Origin of the sequence: Klebsiella sp. TF21-TM (assembly GCF_019753495.1) — a bacterium.
GTDB lineage: Bacteria > Pseudomonadota > Gammaproteobacteria > Enterobacterales > Enterobacteriaceae > Klebsiella > Klebsiella quasipneumoniae.
On sequence record NZ_JAIJYL010000006.1, the window covers coordinates 122,464 to 142,744 of the forward strand.

19 protein-coding genes and 2 pseudogenes are annotated in these 20,281 nt (G+C 58.3%); 6 read left to right on the forward strand and 15 right to left on the reverse strand.

Annotated features, from left to right (window positions below; translation table 11 throughout):
* Positions 1-22: 22 nt before the first annotated feature.
* The 4 genes from K5R89_RS08190 to hxpB all read right to left on the reverse strand — a co-directional run bounded on the left by K5R89_RS08190 (position 23) and on the right by hxpB (position 3,811).
* Positions 23-1,414 carry an L-cystine transporter gene (locus K5R89_RS08190; protein WP_023289308.1) on the reverse strand — a complete coding sequence of 464 codons (1,392 nt, stop codon included), beginning with the start codon at positions 1,412-1,414 and terminating at the stop codon, positions 23-25.
* Positions 1,415-1,549: 135 nt separating this feature from the next.
* Positions 1,550-2,140 (reverse strand): metal-dependent hydrolase, encoded by a 591-nt coding sequence (locus tag K5R89_RS08195; protein WP_023289309.1) that lies wholly within the window; start codon positions 2,138-2,140, stop codon positions 1,550-1,552.
* A 91-nt stretch (positions 2,141-2,231) separates the two neighbouring features.
* On the reverse strand, positions 2,232-2,993 hold the full coding sequence (gene kduD, locus K5R89_RS08200) for a 2-dehydro-3-deoxy-D-gluconate 5-dehydrogenase KduD (protein ID WP_032452531.1): 762 nt from the start codon (positions 2,991-2,993) through the stop codon (positions 2,232-2,234).
* A gap of 149 nt (positions 2,994-3,142) precedes the next feature.
* Positions 3,143-3,811 (reverse strand): hexitol phosphatase HxpB, encoded by a 669-nt coding sequence (gene hxpB, locus K5R89_RS08205; protein WP_017898668.1) that lies wholly within the window; start codon positions 3,809-3,811, stop codon positions 3,143-3,145.
* A gap of 188 nt (positions 3,812-3,999) precedes the next feature.
* On the opposite strand from hxpB, the gene K5R89_RS08210 reads away from it, so the two are divergent.
* Positions 4,000-4,536: a YniB family protein gene (locus K5R89_RS08210; RefSeq protein ID WP_023283571.1), complete on the forward strand. Its 537-nt coding sequence runs from the start codon at positions 4,000-4,002 to the stop codon at positions 4,534-4,536.
* A 29-nt stretch (positions 4,537-4,565) separates the two neighbouring features.
* Here K5R89_RS08210 and yciA read toward each other — a convergent pair whose 3' ends face one another.
* The 4 genes from yciA to K5R89_RS08230 all read right to left on the reverse strand — a co-directional run bounded on the left by yciA (position 4,566) and on the right by K5R89_RS08230 (position 6,848).
* Positions 4,566-4,964, reverse strand: a complete 399-nt coding sequence (gene yciA, locus K5R89_RS08215; protein ID WP_002901629.1) for an acyl-CoA thioester hydrolase YciA — start codon at positions 4,962-4,964, stop codon at positions 4,566-4,568.
* A 107-nt stretch (positions 4,965-5,071) separates the two neighbouring features.
* The gene (locus K5R89_RS08220; RefSeq protein ID WP_004203842.1) at positions 5,072-5,611 is read right to left on the reverse strand and encodes a septation protein A; all 540 of its coding nucleotides are present in this window, start codon (positions 5,609-5,611) and stop codon (positions 5,072-5,074) included.
* Between the two features lie 54 nt (positions 5,612-5,665).
* Positions 5,666-6,409, reverse strand: a complete 744-nt coding sequence (locus tag K5R89_RS08225; protein WP_023289311.1) for a YciC family protein — start codon at positions 6,407-6,409, stop codon at positions 5,666-5,668.
* A gap of 25 nt (positions 6,410-6,434) precedes the next feature.
* On the reverse strand, positions 6,435-6,848 hold the full coding sequence (locus tag K5R89_RS08230) for a YkgJ family cysteine cluster protein (RefSeq protein WP_023289312.1): 414 nt from the start codon (positions 6,846-6,848) through the stop codon (positions 6,435-6,437).
* 269 nt (positions 6,849-7,117) lie between these two features.
* Between K5R89_RS08230 and ompW the strand changes: the two genes are divergently transcribed.
* Positions 7,118-7,756, forward strand: a complete 639-nt coding sequence (ompW, locus tag K5R89_RS08235) for an outer membrane protein OmpW (RefSeq protein WP_023289313.1) — start codon at positions 7,118-7,120, stop codon at positions 7,754-7,756.
* Between the two features lie 78 nt (positions 7,757-7,834).
* Here the strand turns inward: ompW and ybiX are convergent, their stop codons facing one another.
* The 3 genes and pseudogenes from ybiX to K5R89_RS08250 form a co-directional block, all read right to left on the reverse strand.
* The gene (gene ybiX, locus K5R89_RS08240; RefSeq protein WP_032428774.1) at positions 7,835-8,512 is read right to left on the reverse strand and encodes a PKHD-type hydroxylase YbiX; all 678 of its coding nucleotides are present in this window, start codon (positions 8,510-8,512) and stop codon (positions 7,835-7,837) included.
* Between the two features lie 48 nt (positions 8,513-8,560).
* Complete coding sequence (locus K5R89_RS08245; protein ID WP_217259108.1) at positions 8,561-10,846, reverse strand: catecholate siderophore receptor Fiu; 2,286 nt, start codon at positions 10,844-10,846, stop codon at positions 8,561-8,563.
* Positions 10,847-11,168: 322 nt separating this feature from the next.
* Positions 11,169-11,507, reverse strand: a pseudogene (locus K5R89_RS08250) (short-chain dehydrogenase); the annotation flags it as partial.
* A 162-nt stretch (positions 11,508-11,669) separates the two neighbouring features.
* Here K5R89_RS08250 and K5R89_RS08255 point away from each other — a divergent pair.
* A pseudogene (locus K5R89_RS08255) lies at positions 11,670-11,932 on the forward strand (MarR family transcriptional regulator); the annotation flags it as partial.
* Positions 11,933-11,979: 47 nt separating this feature from the next.
* Here the strand turns inward: K5R89_RS08255 and K5R89_RS08260 are convergent.
* A complete protein-coding gene (locus K5R89_RS08260; RefSeq protein ID WP_217259109.1) occupies positions 11,980-12,888 on the reverse strand; it encodes a LysR family transcriptional regulator in 909 nt (302 codons plus the stop codon).
* Positions 12,889-13,015: 127 nt separating this feature from the next.
* Between K5R89_RS08260 and K5R89_RS08265 the strand changes: the two genes are divergently transcribed.
* From K5R89_RS08265 to K5R89_RS08275, 3 genes are read left to right on the forward strand one after another with little or no spacing between them, the layout of a single operon-like run.
* A complete protein-coding gene (locus K5R89_RS08265) occupies positions 13,016-14,326 on the forward strand; it encodes an MFS transporter (protein ID WP_217259110.1) in 1,311 nt (436 codons plus the stop codon).
* Positions 14,327-14,340: 14 nt separating this feature from the next.
* Positions 14,341-15,429 (forward strand): tartrate dehydrogenase, encoded by a 1,089-nt coding sequence (locus K5R89_RS08270; RefSeq protein ID WP_004203857.1) that lies wholly within the window; start codon positions 14,341-14,343, stop codon positions 15,427-15,429.
* Between the two features lie 2 nt (positions 15,430-15,431).
* Entirely contained in the window at positions 15,432-16,691 is a 1,260-nt protein-coding gene (locus tag K5R89_RS08275) for a glycerate kinase (RefSeq protein ID WP_217259111.1), read from the forward strand.
* Positions 16,692-16,907: 216 nt separating this feature from the next.
* On the opposite strand, the gene trpA is transcribed toward K5R89_RS08275, so the two are convergent.
* Genes trpA through trpCF form a run of 3 tightly spaced genes read right to left on the reverse strand, consistent with a single transcriptional unit; the run spans position 16,908 to position 20,278 of the window.
* The gene (trpA, locus tag K5R89_RS08280) at positions 16,908-17,717 is read right to left on the reverse strand and encodes a tryptophan synthase subunit alpha (RefSeq protein ID WP_023289322.1); all 810 of its coding nucleotides are present in this window, start codon (positions 17,715-17,717) and stop codon (positions 16,908-16,910) included.
* Positions 17,717-18,910 carry a tryptophan synthase subunit beta gene (gene trpB, locus K5R89_RS08285; protein WP_032452535.1) on the reverse strand — a complete coding sequence of 398 codons (1,194 nt, stop codon included), beginning with the start codon at positions 18,908-18,910 and terminating at the stop codon, positions 17,717-17,719. Before trpB ends, trpA begins: the two co-directional genes overlap by 1 nt.
* 9 nt (positions 18,911-18,919) lie before the next feature.
* Positions 18,920-20,278, reverse strand: coding sequence for a bifunctional indole-3-glycerol-phosphate synthase TrpC/phosphoribosylanthranilate isomerase TrpF (gene trpCF, locus K5R89_RS08290; RefSeq protein ID WP_023289324.1), 1,359 nt, complete (start codon positions 20,276-20,278; stop codon positions 18,920-18,922).
* Positions 20,279-20,281 lie beyond the last annotated feature (3 nt).

A 20,281-nucleotide genomic window follows, 5' to 3' on the forward strand; every position in this document is an offset into this window, starting at 1 on the left:
GCGGTTTTTTTGTGCTTACCGTTTAGCGATGCGCCAGTTCGGCCTCTTCTTCGCTATCGAAAATCGACTTGTCGGTCTGGCGCAGCCACTGACTGGTCAGCGTCCCGGCGGTCATGGAGCCGTTAACGTTCAGCGCGGTACGCCCCATATCGATCAGGGGTTCGACGGAGATCAGCAGCGCCACGAGGGTCACCGGCAGGCCCATCGCCGGCAGGACGATCAGCGCGGCGAAGGTGGCCCCGCCGCCCACCCCGGCGACGCCCGCCGAGCTGACGGTGACGATGCCCACAAGGGTGGCAATCCACATCGGATCCAGCGGGTTGATGCCTACGGTCGGTGCGACCATCACCGCCAGCATGGCCGGGTAGATACCGGCGCAGCCGTTCTGACCAATGGTGGCGCCAAAGGAGGCGGAGAAGCTGGCAATCGACTCCGGTACGCCGAGACGACGGGTCTGCGCTTCCACGTTCAGCGGAATGGAGGCGGCGCTGGAGCGGCTGGTGAAGGCGAAGGTAATCACCGGCCAGACTTTACGGAAGTACTTCAGCGGGCTGATGCCGTTAATCGCCAGCAGCAGGCCGTGAACGACAAACATGATGCCCAGCGCGATGTACGAGGCCACCACGAAGCCGCCAAGCTTGATGATATCCTGTAGATTCGACCCGGCAACCACTTTGGTCATCAGCGCCAGCACGCCGTAAGGGGTCAGCTGCATCACCAGACGAACCAGCTTCATCACCCAGCCCTGCAGGGTATCGATGGCGGTCAGTACGCGCTGGCCTTTTTCCACATCCTCTTTCAGCAGCTTCAGGGCTGCGACGCCGAGGAAGGCCGAGAAAATGACGATGCTGATGATCGAGGTCGGGTTAGCCCCGGTGAGGTCAGCAAACGGGTTCTTCGGCACGAAGGAGAGGATCAGCTGCGGGACGCTGAGATCGGCCACTTTACCCACATAGTTGCTCTGAATGGCGTTCAGACGGGCGGTCTCCGCGCTGCCCTGGACCAGCCCCTCGGCGGTGAGGCCGAACATGTTGGTCACCAGCACGCCAACCAGGGCGGCGATCAGGGTGGTGAACAGCAGAGTACCGATGCTCAGGAAACTGATTTTCCCCAGCTGCGAGGCATTGTGCAGGCGGGCCACGGCGCTAAGGATTGACGCGAAGACCAGCGGCATAACGATCATTTGCAGCAGCTGGACATAACCGTTGCCGACGATATTGAACCACTGGATGGAGTCTTTCAGCACCTGGCTGTCAGACCCATAGATCAGCTGTAGCGCCAGACCGAAGATCACGCCAATCGCCAGGCCGACCAGGACCTTCCTGGCCAGGCTCCACTGTTTATGGCGAGTTTGCCCCAGCGCAAACAGCAATACGGCGAACACGACTACGTTCGCTATTAATGGAAAGTTCATCCCCGTTCTCCTGATATTTTTATAACCTGGGCTGGTGGATAACCAGCTCTTATGACCGCAAGGTTAGCAGAAGGCGTTATCAAGGACTTATATTCAAATGGAATGGGTTATAACCAAATGGCGTTTTCTGCCGGTTTATCGCCCACTCTGGTGACTTATGAAGCGATTGAAGGTGATCTGCAGGGAATTAATCACCCCGGAAGACCAGCGTATCGCGCTGTTGTCCGCCAGCGTCTGCGGCATCCAGACGGCATAGACGAATAGCGCCATGCATAAGGCGCGCTCCAGCTGGTTGCCTTTGCGCGGCGCAAGGATCGGCAGCCGGAAGCGCCAGCGACAGGGCCATAGCAGCGGCACTCCGGCGGGGGTGAGCATATCGGCGAGAATGTGGCTGAGATAGCCCAGCACCAGGCCCTGGAGGGCGTCCGCCGGGACAATCCAGCTGTCAGGCACCTTGAGGTAGAATAGCGTCAGCGCGCCAAACACCGCCAGCAGGCTGTGGGTGAAGCCGCGGTGGCCAAAGGCCCGCGCCACGGGCCTGGAGATCCAGCTCAGCCGCTGGCCAAGAAACGACTTTGGGTGATCGATGTCCGGCAGCAGGCAGGTCAAGACCGCGGAGGGCACAATATGCCACCAGTCGCCCTGCGCCAGCACCGGCGTTAACTCTGCGTTTTTGGCAAATACTGCGCAGGCGATTGAAAAGAAGAGATGGCCTTCCGCCGTCATGATAACACACCCTAAACTGTCGATTCATACAGTATAGGGTTTTTATACAGTGCACGGAAGAGGTGACGGTGTAACTCTTTGTCACAAATTCTCAGCGCGCCAGCCATCCGCCGTCGACGGCCAGGGTATAGCCATGAATATAGTCGGCGGCGGACGAGGCGAGAAACACCGCCGGCCCCTGCAGGTCACCCGGCACCCCCCAGCGACCGGCGGGGATACGCTCAAGGATTGCCTGGTTACGCTCTTCATCTTCGCGCAGCGCCTGGGTGTTATTAGTGGCCATATACCCGGGCGCAATGGCGTTGACGTTGATACCCTGGCCAGCCCATTCGTTGGCCAGCAGGCGGGTCAGACCCAGCACGCCGCTTTTCGAGGCGGTATAAGAGGGGACGCGGATCCCGCCCTGAAACGAGAGCATCGAGGCGATGTTAATAATTTTCCCGCCTTCACCCTGGCGAATGAACTGCCTGGCGACCGCCTGGCAGAGGAAGAAAACCGCTTTCAAATTCAGATCGATGACCGCGTCCCAGTCGCTTTCCGTGAAGGTCAGGGCGTCATGGCGGCGGATAATCCCGGCGTTGTTAACCAGAATATCGACCCGGCCCATCGCCGCCACCGCCTGGTCGACCAGAACGGTCATATCATCCTGATGGCTGAGATCCGCCTGAATGGCATGAAAGCGGCGGCCCAGCGCCTCAACCTGCGCGGCCGTGTCGTGGGGGATTTTGCGATTGATGCCGACGATATCGCATCCGGCCTGCGCCAGGCCCAGCGTCATTCCCTGTCCCAGGCCGGTATCGCAACCGGTCACGATGGCGACCTTACCCGTCAGGTCGAAGGCGTTCAGTACCATATTCACCTCTGCGTGCTGATCTTCAGGCGTACGATGACGCCACCTGTGCCCAGCATAGAGGCAGGAAAACAAAATTACAATTAAAATGAAACGGTGTTTTGATTTTGTTGCCGGCGGCGTGACGGCGATCGCGTCAGCCGCCAGCGGCCTTACCCGAGCAGCGCCTCGACGGTCAGGGCCTGCAGTGACGGCAGCTTGACGTCCGCCAGCACAAAGCGCGGGTCGCGGCTGTTCTCCGCTTCCGGCACCACGATAGCGCGCATGCGCGCAGCTTTGCTGGCGATCATGCCGTTGACCGAGTCCTCCAGCGCGACGCAGCGCTGTGGGTCGACCCCGAGGGCGGCGGCGCAGTTGAGATACACCTGCGGGTGCGGTTTGCTCCAGGGCAGATGCTCCGCCGAGGCGAGGGCATCAAACTGATCGCGCAGCTCGAACATATTGAGCACTTTCTCCAGCATCACCAGCGGCGAGGCTGAGGCCAGCCCAACCTTTAACCCCTGGGCTTTACACAGGGCCACGGCCTCGCGCACCCCCGGCAGCAGCGGACGTGAGGCTTCCACCAGTTCGATGGCGCGACGGATAATGCGCGCGGTGGCTTCCGCGCGGTCCACGCCGCGCCACGGCTGCTGCGCGTACCACAGATCCACCACCAGGTCGATTCGCAGACCCAGCAGGTCGGGCAGTTCATCGCGGCGGCGGGTATCCACCCCCAGGCTCTCCATGACCTCGACCTCCGCCTGATCCCAAAGCGGCTCAGAGTCAATCAGCAACCCGTCCATATCAAAAATCGCAGCCTCAATGCGGCGCTTCGCTGACATATGTCCTTCTCCTGTTGCGTAATCAGATAAACGAATCGGCATTCATGGTATATCATACCGCGCGTTATTGGGCGAAATTCGCCGTGGAAGATAGACTTATACCCGACACATTCGGGTAAGCGAGGAGCGCCTGCGCCACGCAACGGGCGGCAGGCGAACCACTAACGCGTCTTTAACAAGGGGAACTCATGACGTACCAACAAGCTGGACGCATTGCGGTCATCAAACGTATTTTGGGATGGGTCATCTTTATTCCCGCCGTGCTGTCGACGCTGATTTCTGTCCTCAAATTTATGTATGAGCACAGTGAAAAGAAACCCGGCATTGACGCGGTAATGATGGATTTTGCGCACGTCATGATTGAGATGATGCGCTTTAACACGCCGTTCCTGAACTTTTTTTGGTACAACTCACCGCTGCCGGATTTTCACCACAGCCTGAACATCGGCTTCTGGATTATCTTCATTCTGGTGTTCGTCGGTATGGCGCTGCAGGCCTCCGGCGCGCGGATGGCGCGGCAGGCGAAATTTCTCCGCGAGGGGATTGAGGATCAGCTGATCCTCGAGCAGGCGAAAGGCGCGGAAGGGTTAACTCGCGAGCAGCTCGCCGAACGCATTGTGGTGCCGCGACATACGATCCTGGTGCAGTATTTCCCGCTGTACGTGCTGCCGGTGATCGTAATTGTCATCGGCTACTTCTTCTTTTCGCTGCTGGGCTTTCTCTAAGCCAGGTGCCCGGTTAGCCGGGCGCCATCTTATTCCGCCGGCAGAGGGCGTGGTTTACCCTGATTATCGACGGCAACGTAGATAAACAGCGCTTCCGTCGCCTTGTAGCGCTGGCCAATTGGTTCTGAAGAGACTTTTTTCACCCACACTTCGATGTTAATGGTCACCGAGGTATTGCCGCGCTTCACGCAGCGGGCATAGCAGCACACCACGTCGCCGACGGCCACCGGGCGTAAAAAGGTCATCCCATCCACGCGCACGGTCACCACGCGACCCTGGGCGATCTCTTTGGCCATAATGGCGCCGCCGATATCCATCTGCGACATCAGCCAGCCGCCAAAAATATCCCCGTTGGCATTCGTATCCGCCGGCATTGCCAGGGTGCGTAAAACCATTTCGCCCTTCGGGGCGAGATCTGTTGTTGTCATGCTCTACTCTGTTGTGGTCAAAGACGATCAGCGGGATGCTACTATGAAAACGGCGGAGAGAGAATAGGGGATAGCGCCCGCGGAGGCGGGCGCAGGCTGCCGGGGAATTAGTGGTGGTCGTCCTGCGGCATATGGCGGTAGATGTAGATCCCGCTCAGCAAGGTAAAGACCAGCGTGAGAGCGGTTAAACCGAAGACCTTAAAGTTAACCCAGATATTCTGCGGCAACCAGAAGGCGATATAGATATTAGCCAGCCCACAGAGGATAAAAAACGCCGCCCACGCCAGGTTTAGACGCGACCAGACCTGCTGCGGCAGGGTCAGCTCTTTACCCAGCATGCGCTGGATAAGCGGCTTTTTCATTACCCACTGGCTGAACAGCAGCGCGCCGGCGAACAGCGCATAGATCACCGTCACCTTCCATTTAATAAACTCATCATTGTGGAAGAAGAGCGTTAATCCGCCGAAGACGGCCACCAGCACGAAGGTGATCAGCGCCATTTTTTCGATTTTACGGTAGCGCACCCAGCTGTAGATCAGCACGATGGCGGTCGCCACAATCAGCGCCGTGGTAGCGGCGTAGATATCGTAAAGCTTGTAGAAGGCGAAGAAGACCACCAGCGGTAAAAAATCCAGAAACTGCTTCATACATCGATCCCGTCTGTCAGGACGGACCGGGAAATTCCCCGGTCCAGGTTAAAATTAGCTACGGATAAGCATATACACGCGGAATAAATAGATCAGCAACAGGGCGGAAATCAGGTTGCTGATGGTGTTGATGACCACCGCGCCGACGTTCGGCGTCAGCACGGCAAAGCTGGAAGCGAACAGCAGCAGCAGGGTTTTCGCCACCAGCCAGCCGATAATGGCCGGCGCCACCAGCCGCAAATTGGCCCAGGCTAGACGCATGCTGCTGCGCATGGCGCTGAGGATGCCCATTTTGTCCTGCACCAGCATGATCGGCGCAAAGGCCAGCACAATGGCCAACAGGACGCCGGGCACCAGCACTAACATCATCCCCATCTGCACCAGGAAGGTGGTGAAGAGGATCAACAGCAGCAGCTTCGGCAGCACCGGCGCCGAGGCGCCGATAGCGCGCAGAGCGCTGACGCGATGACCGGCAGAGACCAGCTGGATGAGCAGCAGGACGCCGCCGGCGAGGATCGCATTGCCCACCAGACCCGAGAAGGTCGATGCCGCCGAGGCGCGCAGCAGAACCTGCTGCTGCTCCGGCGTCATATTCTGCACCAGCTCGAACAGGCCTGCGCTACCGGCGAGGTTATCGCCTTCGCTGAGTATCGACAGCTGCTCGTCGCTGGGTGAAAAGGCATGGCCAAGTACTACCGTAATGAACGCGCACAACAGCGCAATCAGCAAAATGGTAATGAACTGATTACGAAAAAAATTCCCGGTGTCACGGTAGACGGACTTCGCCGTGATAGACATGCATTCTCCTTGAGTGTCGCAGGTGTTAACTAGCCGGCGATTGTACCGCAAATCGTTCCGTCGTAGCACTCTCTGCGCCGGTCAGGGCAGGTATATCTTTGTAAAGAGGCCGCAATGGCGGCAGGCCATAGCGCGCTCGCGCCCGGTTGCAGGCGTCGTTTTCCTCGCCATCTTCCCCGGACATGGCGAATTCGCGACATGGCGAGGGACGGTTTTCATAGATAGTGCAGTGGACGGCGTCGCCGATCTCGCCCGATAGCGCCGCGCAGCGGCCCTGGCGTTGATTGGTGCCGCTCATGCAGCGCAGGAAAGGGGTTAGCGGCTCGGTCAGCGCGGAGGGCACCAGGCCACCCGCGTCGTCGGCTTCCGCCCAGTAGAAAGAGACACGAAAATACGCACAACAGGCACCGCACGTCATGCACGGGTTGATTTCACTCATAATTACACCTGAAAAAAACGCATCAACACAGATTGTCGGCAGTTAACTTATCCAGCCGCCTCAGCGGCGGCAAGAGGGGCAGAAATAATTTTTTTCGTGAAAAGTGAAAATTGATGTGCGACCGATTCAGCGTATTGCGATCGGTATCAAAAATTAATCTGGATCAATAAATGTTAAATCTAAGGTTTTAGTGTGATCTAAAACAGATCAAACGTAACTCGTTATAGGTATATTTGGCCGCGCTGAAAAACCATAATGAGGAAGTGGATATGAAGAAGTTAGCAGCGGCGGCATTAATTCTAAGCACTCTTTCCACCGGCAGCGTCTGGGCGCATGAAGCGGGTGAATTTTTCATTCGCGCCGGGACCGCCACCGTCCGACCGACGGAGGGCTCTGACAATGTGTTAGGCAGCCTGGGCGGTTTCAACGTCAGTAACAACACTCAGCTGGGTTTAACCTTTACCTATATGGCGACCGATAACATCGGCGTGGAACTGCTGGCGGCAACGCCGTTCCGCCATAAGGTTGGTACCGGGCCAACCGGCACCATCGCCACCGTCCATCAGTTGCCACCCACCCTGATGGCGCAGTGGTACTTTGGCGATGCGCAAAGCAAGGTGCGCCCGTACGTGGGAGCGGGGATTAACTACACCACCTTCTTTAATGAAGACTTTAACGATAACGGCAAGGCGGCCGGGCTTTCCGATCTGAGCCTGAAGGACTCCTGGGGCGCGGCAGGGCAGGTCGGCCTCGATTACCTGATTAACCGTGACTGGCTGCTGAATATGTCGGTGTGGTACATGGATATCGATACCGATGTGAAATTCAAAGCCGGCGGCGTGGACCAGAAAGTCAGCACCCGCCTGGATCCGTGGGTGTTTATGTTCTCCGCAGGCTATCGGTTCTAACGCCTGCTGCAAACTGGCCAGCGGACGGCCAGTTTGTTGCCTCCTCACTCCTCCCTGCGATACCCCTTCGCCTGCGGATCACACTTCCGTCCACTGGCGCAGCAGGTTGTGATACATATTGAGCAGGGAGAGCACCTCTTCTCCGTCGCCAAAGCGAGTTTTGAGCGACTGAATCGTCCGGTCCAGGTCGTAGAGCATCGCGCGCTGCTTATCGTCGCGGACCATCGACTGGATCCACAGGAAAGAGGCCTGGCGTACGCCGCGGGTGACCGGGGTGACGCAGTGCAGGCTGCTGGCGGGATAGAGCACCAGATGCCCGGCCGGGAGCTTCACCCGATGCTGGCCATAGGTGTCTTCAATGACCAGTTCGCCTCCCTCATAGCTTTCCGGTTCGCAGAGAAACAGCGTCGCCGATAAATCGGTCCGCATCCAGCCCGCTTCGCCGTTCTGACGCACCGCGCCATCGACATGAAAGCCGTAGGTCTCCCCCGGCCCGTAGCGATTAAACAACGGTGCGGAAATCGTCCGCGGCAGCGCGGCGGAAAAAAACTGCGGATGGCCGCGCAGCGCGTCGAGTACGGCGGCTTGCAGACGGGCGTACAGCGGCGTGCGGGTATCGATCTGTTGGTTTTGTTTGACGGTCGCCCCCTGGCTGCCGACGGTAACCCGCCCGTCAACCCATTCGGCCTGCGCCAGCAGGCGGGCATATTCAGCCACCTGGTCCGCCGTTAGCACGTCAGGAATGTGATACATCATTGCGGTGTCCTCTCAAAAAGGTGGGGCGCGATGGCCCCACATACAGACTCAGAAATGGACGTTCGCCGTCAGCATAAAGGTACGGGGTTCGCCCGGATGATAGCGATAGCCGCTCTTGTTGATGGAAGCCACGTAATCGGTATCAAACAGGTTGTACATATTGAGCTGCAGATCGAGGTTGCTGTTGACCCGATAGCCCAGTTTGGCGTCGGCGACCCAGTAGCCCTCGGTGTGATCCGGGGTACCGACCGCGCCATCGCTGCCCCGGCGCAGGCTTCCGACATAGCGCACGCCGCCGCCGACGGACAAATCGCTGGTGGCCTGATACTGCGTCCACAGCGTAAAGGCATGTTTCGGGGTGTAGGCCAGCGCGGAAGAGCCATCCTGCGCCACATTCTGCCCCTCTGTCACCTTGGCATGCTGCTGGGTGTAGCCGGCGATGATCGTCCAGTCCGGGGTCAGGTTCCCGGTCGCGGAGAGCTCATACCCCTCCACGCGTTTTTTGCCGTATTGCGACCAGGTTCCGTCATCGTTAGCGGCCACTTCGTTTTCAATATCGGTACGGAATAACGCCGCGCTGAGCAGCAGGCGTTTGTCGAGGATCTGCCACTTGGTGCCCAGTTCGCTGGATTTCGCCTTCTGCGGTTTAAAGTCGGTCCGGTTGGCGCTGTTGCCGCTGCCGCTGGCGGCCAGCGCGAAGCTGCTGCCCCCCGGCGGTTGCTGCGAGATGGCATAGTTGACGTAGATATTGCCCTGCTCGGTTAAGCGATACAGCGCCCCGGCCTTCCAGTTAACCAGGTTACCGGATTTGGCGGTATCGACTGTGGTGACCGGGCTGCCGGTCGACTGTGCTGGCGGGCAGGCGACAGCCCCGCGTCCGCTGCCGCCGCAGGCGGTGGCGCTGTCATATTTGGTATGGTAACTGTCGAGACGCAGCCCGCCGTTGACCTCAACCCGATCGGTCAGCGCCAGCGTATCGAAGGCATAAATGCCGAAGGTATCGGTCTGGCCGTTGGCGTTCGCCCCGTTTCTGTCCAGCCCGCCAAACGACAGGCTGCTCACCGGATGATAGAGATTCACCGCCGGGGCGGTGAGGGCGTTGACGCCATAGTTGGTCTGGTTTTCCCGGGTAAACTCCACGCCGGCGCTGACGTCATGGCCTATCGAGCCGGTATTGAAGGTCGAGGTGATATTGGTCTGGTTGGTCAGAATGCGGTTGCTGACATCTTTGGTATTAACCAGCCGTGACCAGCTCCAGGTGTTGACGTCATTGATGTCGGGGGCGGTGATATTGCTCGCGCCGCCCATCACCGCAGTCAGAAGATACTCCTGCTTCACCCGCGACCAGCGGGTGGTATTGCGCACGGTGGTATTGTCCGTCAGATCGTGTTCGAAGCGCAGGGTGCCGCTGTCGGTGGTGGATTTATCGTAATCGGAGTCGGTGCCATAGAAATTGCTGGTATTGACCTTACCGGCGGAATTGAGCGCGGCATACTTCGGCGAAGGCGCCGAATAGCCCGGCAGGCCGACGGTGGGGATCCCGCCATCCGGGGTGTTGTTCTGCCGGACGTGGAGATAGTTCAGATACAGACGGGTGGGCGTATCGAGGCCAAAGGCCAGCGACGGAGCGATGCCGTAGCGCTCGTTCTCAATCTTATCCCGGCCGGCGTCGTGGGTTTTTTCGCCCATCAGGTTGAGGCGAAACGCGGCGTTGTCGCCGAAGGCCTGGTTAAGATCAAGGGTACCCCGGCGCGACCAGGCGCTGCCGATGCTGGCCGAACCGTCGATCCCGGAGTCAAGGCGCGGCTGCTTGCTGATCATATTGATCGAGCCGGAGGGGGCGCTGCGGCCATAGTCTGTGCCGGCGGGCCCTTTGATGACTTCCACCTGCTGGGTATTGAAGGTATCCCGCGTCACGCTGCCGATATCGCGAATGCCGTCCACATAAATACTGTTGGAGGTGTCCACACCGCGCATAAAGATGGCGTCCCCGGTGGTTGAGCTGCCATTCTCCCCGGCGTAAAACGCCCCAACGCCAGGGACGTTTTTGAGGGCGTCAGTCAGGTTGGTGACGCCCTGATCTTTAATGACCTGTTCGGGGATCACGGTGATGGTGCGAGTGGTATCCACCAGCGGTTTATTAAACTTGGGATCGGCGGAGGCCCCGGGAGAATAAAGCGAAGGCGGGGCGGCTTCCACCACCAGCGTCTCTTCATTATTTTTGACTGATTTTTCCGCTGCCATGCCGGTTGCCGGCGCGGCCCCCAGACACAGACCCGTAAACAATGCCAATGAGTTGAAACTGCCAAACGGCAGAGAAGCGTTTTTTTCCATGATAAATGCAGGCTTATTTTTAGTTATTCGCACATATCACGCCGCGCAAAAGCGACGTTATTCGTCGTCTGGCTTGCGCTGACCCGGCGTGACTCTATAAATGATAAAAAGAATAGTTATCATTCGCCTTAATATTTACACAGAAAGGTTGACGTTTAAACTGATTTCTTCACCCCCGTTTACAAATTTCATAAATTTTGAACAAAAAAGCGGGTTAGCTCGGCAAAGGCGGCGGGACAAAGTGGTACCTGACGTGGAGACCTGGGATCAATGACGCCGGGCGGGCGCCGGAGGACGTCCGGAGGCAGGCGTCCCGGCGGGCTTACCAGGGCACCGTGCGGCCCTGGTAATCCAGATACTCCAGTCCCGGGCGCCGCTGCTTGTCGAGCAGGACGTTCACCAGGCGTGGGATGGTCTCTTCGATAGTCAGGGGGATGTCGGCCCCGCCGAACTCGGTGCGGATCCATCCCGGAGCCATCACTACCAGCGGGTGGGAGGCCGAAGTGGGGCGAGCGGCGAAGCTGCGCATGAACATATTCAGCGCGGCTTTACTTCCGCGGTAGAGCTCCCGCTGGCCGCCGAGATTGTTCGTCAGACTGCCCTGGCCGGAGGACATCACGCCCAGCAGCCCCTGCGGCTTGACCGCTGGCTGCGACAGCTGGTGCGTGAGGTGTGTTGTGAGTAAAAAAAAGCCCGCACAAGTGCGGGCAAAAATACTGGAAGCAATGTGAGCAATGTCGTACTGAATACCTGAGTTATTTACTCAACTATTCAGTAATGAGAAAGATAATATTTCTCATTTAAGATATCAACCCCATCTTTTGTGCGGAAGCGATTTTTATCCAAGGGTAAAGACCGTGCGCTGCTGGATATCATCAGCGTGATGAACCAGCCGGTGCGCGATGAGCCGATCCTCCAGGCGGCCGGCGTCCAGCTGGAACAGATGCTGTTTCCGCTGCTGGTGGCGGTAGGGCGCCATGGCCCGGTGGGGGGGAGCTGGCGGATCATTTAGGGCGCGATTACACCACCGTCAGGCGCCCGGTGAAGAAACTGGAAGCCCAGGGGCTCGCCTGTAAGCAACCGAACTAAATTCTCGCGTGTTGCCGCCCCGGCGCAACAATCATCTTTTTCCGTCACAAATCACGGGTCAGCTCGTCGATGTTGTCGGAAAGTATCTCCAGTAGAGATCGCACATAGACAGTGTTATTTCCCTGATGCCACATCGCGCTGAGGGGAAGGCCTTCGATATGTTTTTTGGGCGCGAGCTTAAGGTATTTCACGCCGTCCGCATTCATATCTTTATATGACGCAGGCACCAGAGCAATGCCCAGTCCAGCGGCAACAAAACTCAGGATAGTCTGCTTCTCTTCGGCATACTGCGCGATGACAGGCATGCTGCCACCCTCCTTGAAAATATTCATTGTCAGGTCATGGCTGTGACGCCGGGTGCCTCTTTCCGGCACGATAACCGGCTCGTGTCGGAAGTCATCGATACTGACTTCGTCATAACTGACCAGGCGGTGGTTAGCGGGCACGGCGAGCACGCAGGTTTCATTGGCGATAAAACGTGTTGTCAGCGTGGCATCAATATGTTCCGGCGGACGTACAAAGACCACATCCAGCCATCCTGAAATGAGTCGGGGGATAAGTTTGTGAGATTTATCTTCCGTAAGATGAATGTCTGCCTCCGGAAAACGCCTGACGAAAAGATTAAGCAGTTCAGGAAGTAATCCTTTGGCTGCGCTATCGATAGCTCCGATCCGCAACGTCCTTTTCTGCAACAGGCTATTTTTACGGAATCGCTGCCGTAGCGCATCGAAATCAGCAATGACCGTTTTGGCCTCATTTAAAAAGGCGGCACCTTCAGGCGTTAGCGACACATTGCGGGTCGATCGATTCAGTAGTCTTATTCCCAAATCATCTTCCAGCAGTTTTATGAAGCGACTCAGTGACGCAGGCATCATTTCAAGTTTACGGGCAGCACGGCCGAAGTGAAGCTCATCACCCAATACCACAAAGCAACGTAGCTGATTTATATCCATTTTTTCACCAAAACCTGATTATGCAAATTATTTATATAAAGCCATGCCGATGATAAAGCGGTTCAAAACTTCATACTGGGTTTATTACAAAACGATAACAACCCTACATCACTATGGAGCATCCGTCATGAAAAACGACCTCGAAAAGAAGGTGATGCGCAAGATTACCCTGCGCATTATTCCTTTCATCATGCTGCTGTACTTCATTGCCTTCCTCGACCGTGTCAACATTGGCTTTGCCGCCCTGACCATGAATCAGGATCTGGGTTTTTCACCCACCGTTTTTGGGCTGGGCGCCGGCATCTTCTTCCTGGGGTACTTTCTGTTTGAGGTGCCGTCAAACTTAATTCTCCATAAAGTAGGGGCCCGCATCTGGATCGCCCGCGTCATGATCACCTGGGGCCTGGTCTCTGGCTGCATGGCTTTTGTGCAGGGTACGACGAGCTTCTACATTCTGCGTTTTCTACTCGGCGTAGCGGAAGCCGGTTTCTTCCCGGGAATTATCCTTTATCTCAGTTATTGGTTCCCGGCAGCCAGACGCGCGCAGGTTACCGCCATCTTTATGGCCGCAGCCCCGCTCTCTACAGCATTGGGATCGCCTGTTTCTGCCGCCCTGCTGGAGATGCATGGCTTTCTCGGCTATGCCGGCTGGCAGTGGATGTTTGTGCTGGAAGCCTTGCCAGCGCTGATACTCGGCGTTGTGGTTCTGTTCTTTCTTACCGATCGTCCGGCCAAAGCCAAATGGCTGACTGACGAAGAGCGTGCATGGCTGGAAAACACCATGCAGGCCGAGGAGCTGGCCCGGGCGGCAAAACAGAACCACAGCAGCGCATGGAAAGGACTGGCGGATAAGCGGGTACTGGCTCTGGCGCTGGTCTATTTCGGTACTTCTGCCGGCTTGTACACACTTGGCATCTGGTCCCCGCAAATCATCCGCAGCTTCGGTGCTACCTCACTGGAGATTGGCTTCCTCAACGCCTTCCCGGCGGTCATCGGCGTCATCGCCATGATCCTGTGGGCGCGGCATTCTGACCGCACCAGAGAGCGCAGCTGGCATGTGATTGGTGCCTGCCTGCTGGCAGCAGCCGGTCTGATTTACGCCGGTAACGTCAGCACACTGTTTACCGTGATTGTTGCCTTAACCCTGGTCACCGCAGGCATCAGCGCCTCGAAACCGCCCCTTTGGAGTATGCCTACCGTGTTCCTCAGCGGCCCGGCTGCGGCCGCGGGTATTGCCACGATTAACTCCATCGGCAATCTGGGCGGCTTTGTCGGCCCGATGATGATTGGCGTGATCCGCGAGCAGACCGGTAGCTACACCTGGGGCCTGTACTTTGTCGCCGGACTGCTGGCTATTTCGGCCCTCATTGTCCTGATCCTTTCTGCCAGGGCGGGTAAACCGCAAACGGCAGAACTCACTCATCCTCATACTCATTAACCGGAGAATTTACTATGCGTAACTATAAAATTGCCGCCATACCTGCCGACGGTATTGGTCCTGAAGTCATCTCGGCAGGTGTTGAAGTGCTGCATGCACTGACACGCCACGATCCGCAGCTGAAGTTTGATGTGGAGACCTTTGACTGGGGGTCGGACTATTACAAAAAACATGGCGTGATGATGCCGGAAGAAGGGCTGAACACACTAAAAAAATTTGATGCCATTTACTTCGGCGCGGTGGGCGCACCGGATGTCCCTGACCACATCACACTCTGGGGTCTGCGCCTGCCAATTTGCCAGGGGTTTGACCAGTACGCCAACGTGCGTCCAACCAAAATCCTGCCGGGTGTCACCTCACCGCTGCGCAACCGCGGGCCCGGCGATCTTGACTGGGTGATTGTGCGCGAAAACTCCGAAGGTGAGTATTCCGGTAACGGCGGCCGTGCACACCGTGGCTTACCGGAAGAAGTCGGCACCGAGGTGGCCATCTTCACCCGCGTCGGGGTTACTCGCATTATGCGCTATGCCTTCAGACTGGCGCAGTCTCGTCCACGTAAACTGCTGACCGTGGTGACTAAATCCAACGCCCAGCGCCACGGAATGGTGATGTGGGATGAGATTGCCGCCGAGGTGGCGCAGGAATTCCCGGATGTGCAGTGGGACAAGATGCTGGTCGATGCGATGACGCACCGCATGACGCTGCATCCCCAGACCCTGGATACCATCGTTGCCACCAATTTGCATGCCGATATCCTTTCCGATCTGGCCGGCGCGCTGGCGGGCAGTCTGGGCGTAGCGCCGACCGCCAATATTGATCCGGAACGCCGCTTCCCTTCCATGTTCGAACCTATCCATGGTTCAGCTTTTGATATCACCGGCAAAGGCATTGCTAACCCGATAGCAACCTTCTGGACTGCGGTACAGATGCTTGAACATCTGGGAGAGCGTAACGCCGCGGCGATGATTATGGAAAGTATCGAATATGTTTGTGAGAAAGGCATTCTGACGCCAGATGTCGGTGGAACGGCCAGTACCGCGGACGTCACCCGCGCTGTAGTGGAATTTATTGAAGCCAGAGCAAATATCGCCGAGACCGTATAACCATGATAAATGAACAGCCTGCAGAGATCCTGCAGGATATTTTTCAGCATGCTGTCGACAGCGCCCGAGCCGGGCCTGCGATCCTGTCTAACCTGCCGGAAAAACCGCGTGGCCGCTGCGTGGTAATCGGTGCCGGTAAAGCCTCGGCGGCAATGGCAGCGGCTGTGGATGCAGCCTGGCCGGATGTGGATGTGTCTGGCGTGGTGGTGACGCGTTACGGTTACGCGGTGCCTGCTGGTCGCATCCGGATTATCGAGGCTGCTCATCCGGTATCGGATTCGATGAGCGAAGTTGCCGCAATGCTGATTGTGGAAGCGCTGCGCGGATTGACCTCTGATGACCTGGTGCTGGCGCTCATTTCCGGTGGCGGTTCGGCGTTGATGGCGCTGCCCGCACCAGGATTAATATTGAAAGATAAGCAGGCCATTACCCGCGCGCTACTGCACAGCGGTGCCAATATCAAAGAGATGAATCTGGTACGTCGTCATCTCTCCGCGGTGAAAGGCGGCAAGCTGGCAAGAATGGCGCAACCGGCCCGTATTGTGTCACTGATTATCAGCGATGTGCCGGGGGATAACCCGGCAGATGTGGCATCAGGTCCTACTGTCGCCGATGACAGCACGCCGCTTGATGCGCTTCGGGTACTTCAGCGCTACGGTATTCAGACCCCGGAACCTGTTCATAAACTGCTAAGCCAGCCGGCAGGCCCGGTTGAAAGCGCAGTGAACAGCGAAGTAAAACTCATTGCCACGCCGCAGCTGGCTTTGCAGGCTGCCGCGCTGGCTGCGTGCAGACACGGACTGACGCCGCTTATTCTCGGCGATGCGTTAGAAGGCGAAAGTCGTGAAGTGGCCATTGTTATGGCCGGGATTGCTAAATCCGTGAAGCAATATGGTCATCCGGTTTCCGGTCCGGCAGTGCTATTGTCGGGGGGCGAAACCACCGTGACGGTAAGTCAGGGTCAGCACGGGAAAGGGGGGCGTAATACTGAATTTGCGCTCAGTCTGGCCTGTGCGTTGCAGGGAGAAAGCGGTATATGGGCAATCGCTGGCGACAGTGATGGTATCGACGGAACGGAAGATGCAGCAGGTGCGCTGGTATTCCCGGACACGCTAACACGCGGCAAAATGGGTGGTCTAAATGCGGCTAGTTATCTTGATGCACACGATAGCTATAGCTATTTTCATGCGCTCGATGACCTGGTAATGACCGGCCCAACGTTAACCAACGTCAATGATATTCGGGTAATATTGATTGCCTGACCTATCGCTCTCCTGTACCAGGGAGAGCGATATTTTTACTTTCAACATGGTGCAAATCTTCGGTATCCGCCCGCCATCAATTTCCACGTTAAAGCGCATCGCCTGGCGTCAAGGTGTCGATCATCGTTCAGTCTGATGTGCAGGCGTGCAAGATGACGTGGAAGGGGAGCTAACGCGAGGAAATCGCCGCCCGGCGCAAGGCCAGGCGGCTGACGGTCAGGCGGTTTTGGTCGCCGCCTTCAGGCTCTGGACGAAGGCTTTCAGCTCGTCGAGCATGGCCTGCGGCTCATCAAGATGGCGTTCGATGATTTTGACGATGGCGGAACCGGAGATCGCCCCGGCGGCGCCGGCGTCAATGGCGGCGCTCACCTGCTCCGGCGCGGAGATGCCAAAGCCCTGCAGCGGCGGCGCGGCGTGATATTCCGCCAGCTTCTCCACCAGATGGTGCAGCGGCAGCGCAGCGCGATTTTCCGCACCCGTCACCCCGGCGCGCGACAGCAGATAGGTGTAGCCGCGGCCATATGAGGCAATCTGGCGCAGTAAATCGTCATCCGCATTGGGCGGGCAGATGAAAATCGGCGCGATGTTATGGCGCATCGCCGCCTGGCGGAACGGGGCGGACTCTTCCACCGGCACGTCGGCGACCAGCACCGAGTCGACGCCGACGCGGGCGCACTGGGCATAGAACTCATCGATACCCGGGCTGAAGACGAGGTTGGCGTACATCAGCAGGCCGATTGGGATCGTCGGATGCTTCTGGCGGATCGCCGCCAGCATCTCAAAGCACTGCGCCGGGGTCACCCCCGCGGCGAAGGCGCGCAGGGCCGCGCCCTGGATGGTCGGGCCGTCCGCCAGCGGGTCGGAGAAGGGGATCCCCAGCTCAAGGGCATCGGCGCCGCCTTCGATCAGCGCATCGATAATTTTCAGCGACTGCTCCGGTCCCGGATCGCCAAGGGTCACAAAGGGGACGAAGGCGCCTTCCTGGCGGTTTTTTAGTTGGGCAAACAGCGTCTCATAGCGTTCCATCAGATTTCCCCTCGCGCTTTCAGGATGTCGTGTACGGTGAAAATGTCTTTATCGCCGCGGCCGGAGAGGTTAACCACCAGCAGCTGCTCTTTTTCCGGGTTTTCGCGCATCATCTTCAGCGCGTGGGCCAGGGCGTGCGAGGACTCCAGCGCCGGGATGATCCCTTCGTGGCGGGAGAGCGCTTTGAACGCGTCCAGCGCTTCGTCGTCGGTGATCGACACATAGTCGGCGCGCCCGGTGCTGTTCAGAAACGCGTGCTGCGGCCCAACGGACGGGAAGTCCAGCCCGGCGGAAATGGAGTAAGATTCCTCGATCTGGCCGTCGGCGGTTTGCATCATCGGCGACTTCATGCCGAAGTAGATCCCAACGCGACCATGCTTCAGCGGCGCGCCGTGCTCCCCGCTTTCGATACCGTGCCCGGCAGGCTCTACGCCGATCAGGCCGACGTGGGTTTCCTCGATAAAATCAGCGAACATGCCGATGGCGTTTGACCCGCCGCCGACGCAGGCGATCACCGCGTCCGGCAGGCGTCCCTCTTTTTCGAGGATCTGCGCTTTGGTCTCTTCGCCAATCATGCGCTGGAATTCACGCACGATGGTTGGGAACGGGTGCGGACCGGCGGCGGTGCCCAGCATATAGTGCGCCTTCTCGTAGCTGCCGGACCAGTCGCGCAGCGCCTCGTTACAGGCATCTTTCAGCGTGGCGGAACCGCTGTGCACCGGGATCACTTCGGCGCCCATCAGGCGCATACGGAAGACGTTCGGCGACTGGCGCTCGACGTCCTTAGCGCCCATGTAGATACGGCATTTCAGGCCGAGCAGGGCGCTGGCCAGCGCTGAGGCGACGCCGTGCTGGCCGGCGCCGGTCTCGGCGATAATTTCGGTTTTGCCCATCCGTTTGGCCAGCAGAGCCTGGCCCAGTACCTGGTTGGTTTTGTGCGCGCCGCCGTGCAGCAGATCTTCGCGTTTCAGGTACAGGGTGGTGCGGGTCCCTTCGGTCAGGTTCCGGCATTTGGTCAGGGCCGTCGGACGACCGGCGTAGTTTTTCAGCAGGTCGGTGAATTCCGCCTGAAAGGCCGGGTCCTTCTGCGCGCTGACAAAGGCTTCTTCCAGCTGGCGCAGGGCGGGCATCAGGATCTGCGGCACATACATGCCGCCGAATTCGCCGAAGTAGGGGTTCAGTAAAGTGCTCATTATTGCTCCTTAATATGCGCGCAGCGTCTGGAAAACGGAGGCCAGCTTGCTGGCGTCTTTAATCCCGGGTTGCGACTCTACGCCTGAATTGAAATCGAGTCCGGCACAGCCGCTTTTGGCCGCTTCCACACAGTTATCGGCGCCGAGGCCGCCGGCCAACATAACGTTGCGCAGATCCTGGCCCTGCAGCAGGCTCCAGTCAAAACGCTGGCCGCTGCCGCCCTGGCCGTTGTCGAGCAGATACTTATCGACATGGCGGAGTGTACGGGCCGGCAAGGTTTCGCCAACGCTCAACGCCTTCCAGATGCGGACGTTATCCGCGAGGGCGTCGCGCAGCGCGTCGATATAGGCCTGGTCTTCATCACCGTGCAGCTGCACGGCGGCCAGCCCCAGGGCCTGGGCGCGGGCGACCACCTCGTCCAGCGGCGCATTGCGGAAGACGCCGACGTACTGCAGCGGCGCGGCGGCGATCACCGCTTTGGCCTGGGCATCATTTACCGCCCGCGGCGAGGTCGGGACGAAGATCAGGCCGCCGTAAATGGCGCCGGACTCCCAGGCCACCTGGGCATCCTGTGGGCGCGTCAGGCCGCACACTTTGTTCTCGCCGAGCAGCACGCGTTTGACCGCCGCTTCCAGATCCGCCTGCTCCATCAGGGCGGAGCCGATCAGGAAGCCGTTGGCGAAGTGGCTCAGCTCACGCACTTCGGCATAGGTATGGATGCCGGATTCGCTGATCACCGTGACATCCGGGCCGAGACGCGCCGCCAACTGACGGGTGCGGTTAAGGTCAATCGACATATCGCGCAGGTCGCGGTTGTTAATGCCCACCACCTTCGCCTTCAGAGCGATGGCGCGCTCCAGCTCCTCTTCGTTGCTGACTTCGGTCAGCACGCCCATATTCAGGCTGTGAGCCACCGCGGAGAGCTGACGATATTGTTCATCGTCGAGCACCGAGAGCATCAGCAGGCAGGCGTCGGCCTGATAGTAGCGCGCCAGGTAGATCTGGTAAGGGTCGATGGTGAAGTCCTTACACAGGATCGGCTGCGGCGCGACCTTGCTGACGATCGGCAGAAAATCGAAGCTGCCCTGGAAATATTTCTCATCACACAGCACCGAGATCGCCGAGGCGTAGTGTTTGTAGATGCTGGCGATCGCCGCCGGATCGAAATCTTCGCGAATCAACCCCTTCGACGGCGAGGCCTTTTTGCACTCGAGAATAAACGCGGTGCGGGTGCCGGCCAGCGCGTCATAGAAATTGCGCTGCGTCGGGACGACCTCATTCTGAAAACTGGCTAACGGTTGTTGTTGTTTGCGGGCTTCCACCCAAATCGCTTTGTCGGCAACGATTTTTGCTAAAACGGTCTGCATTCT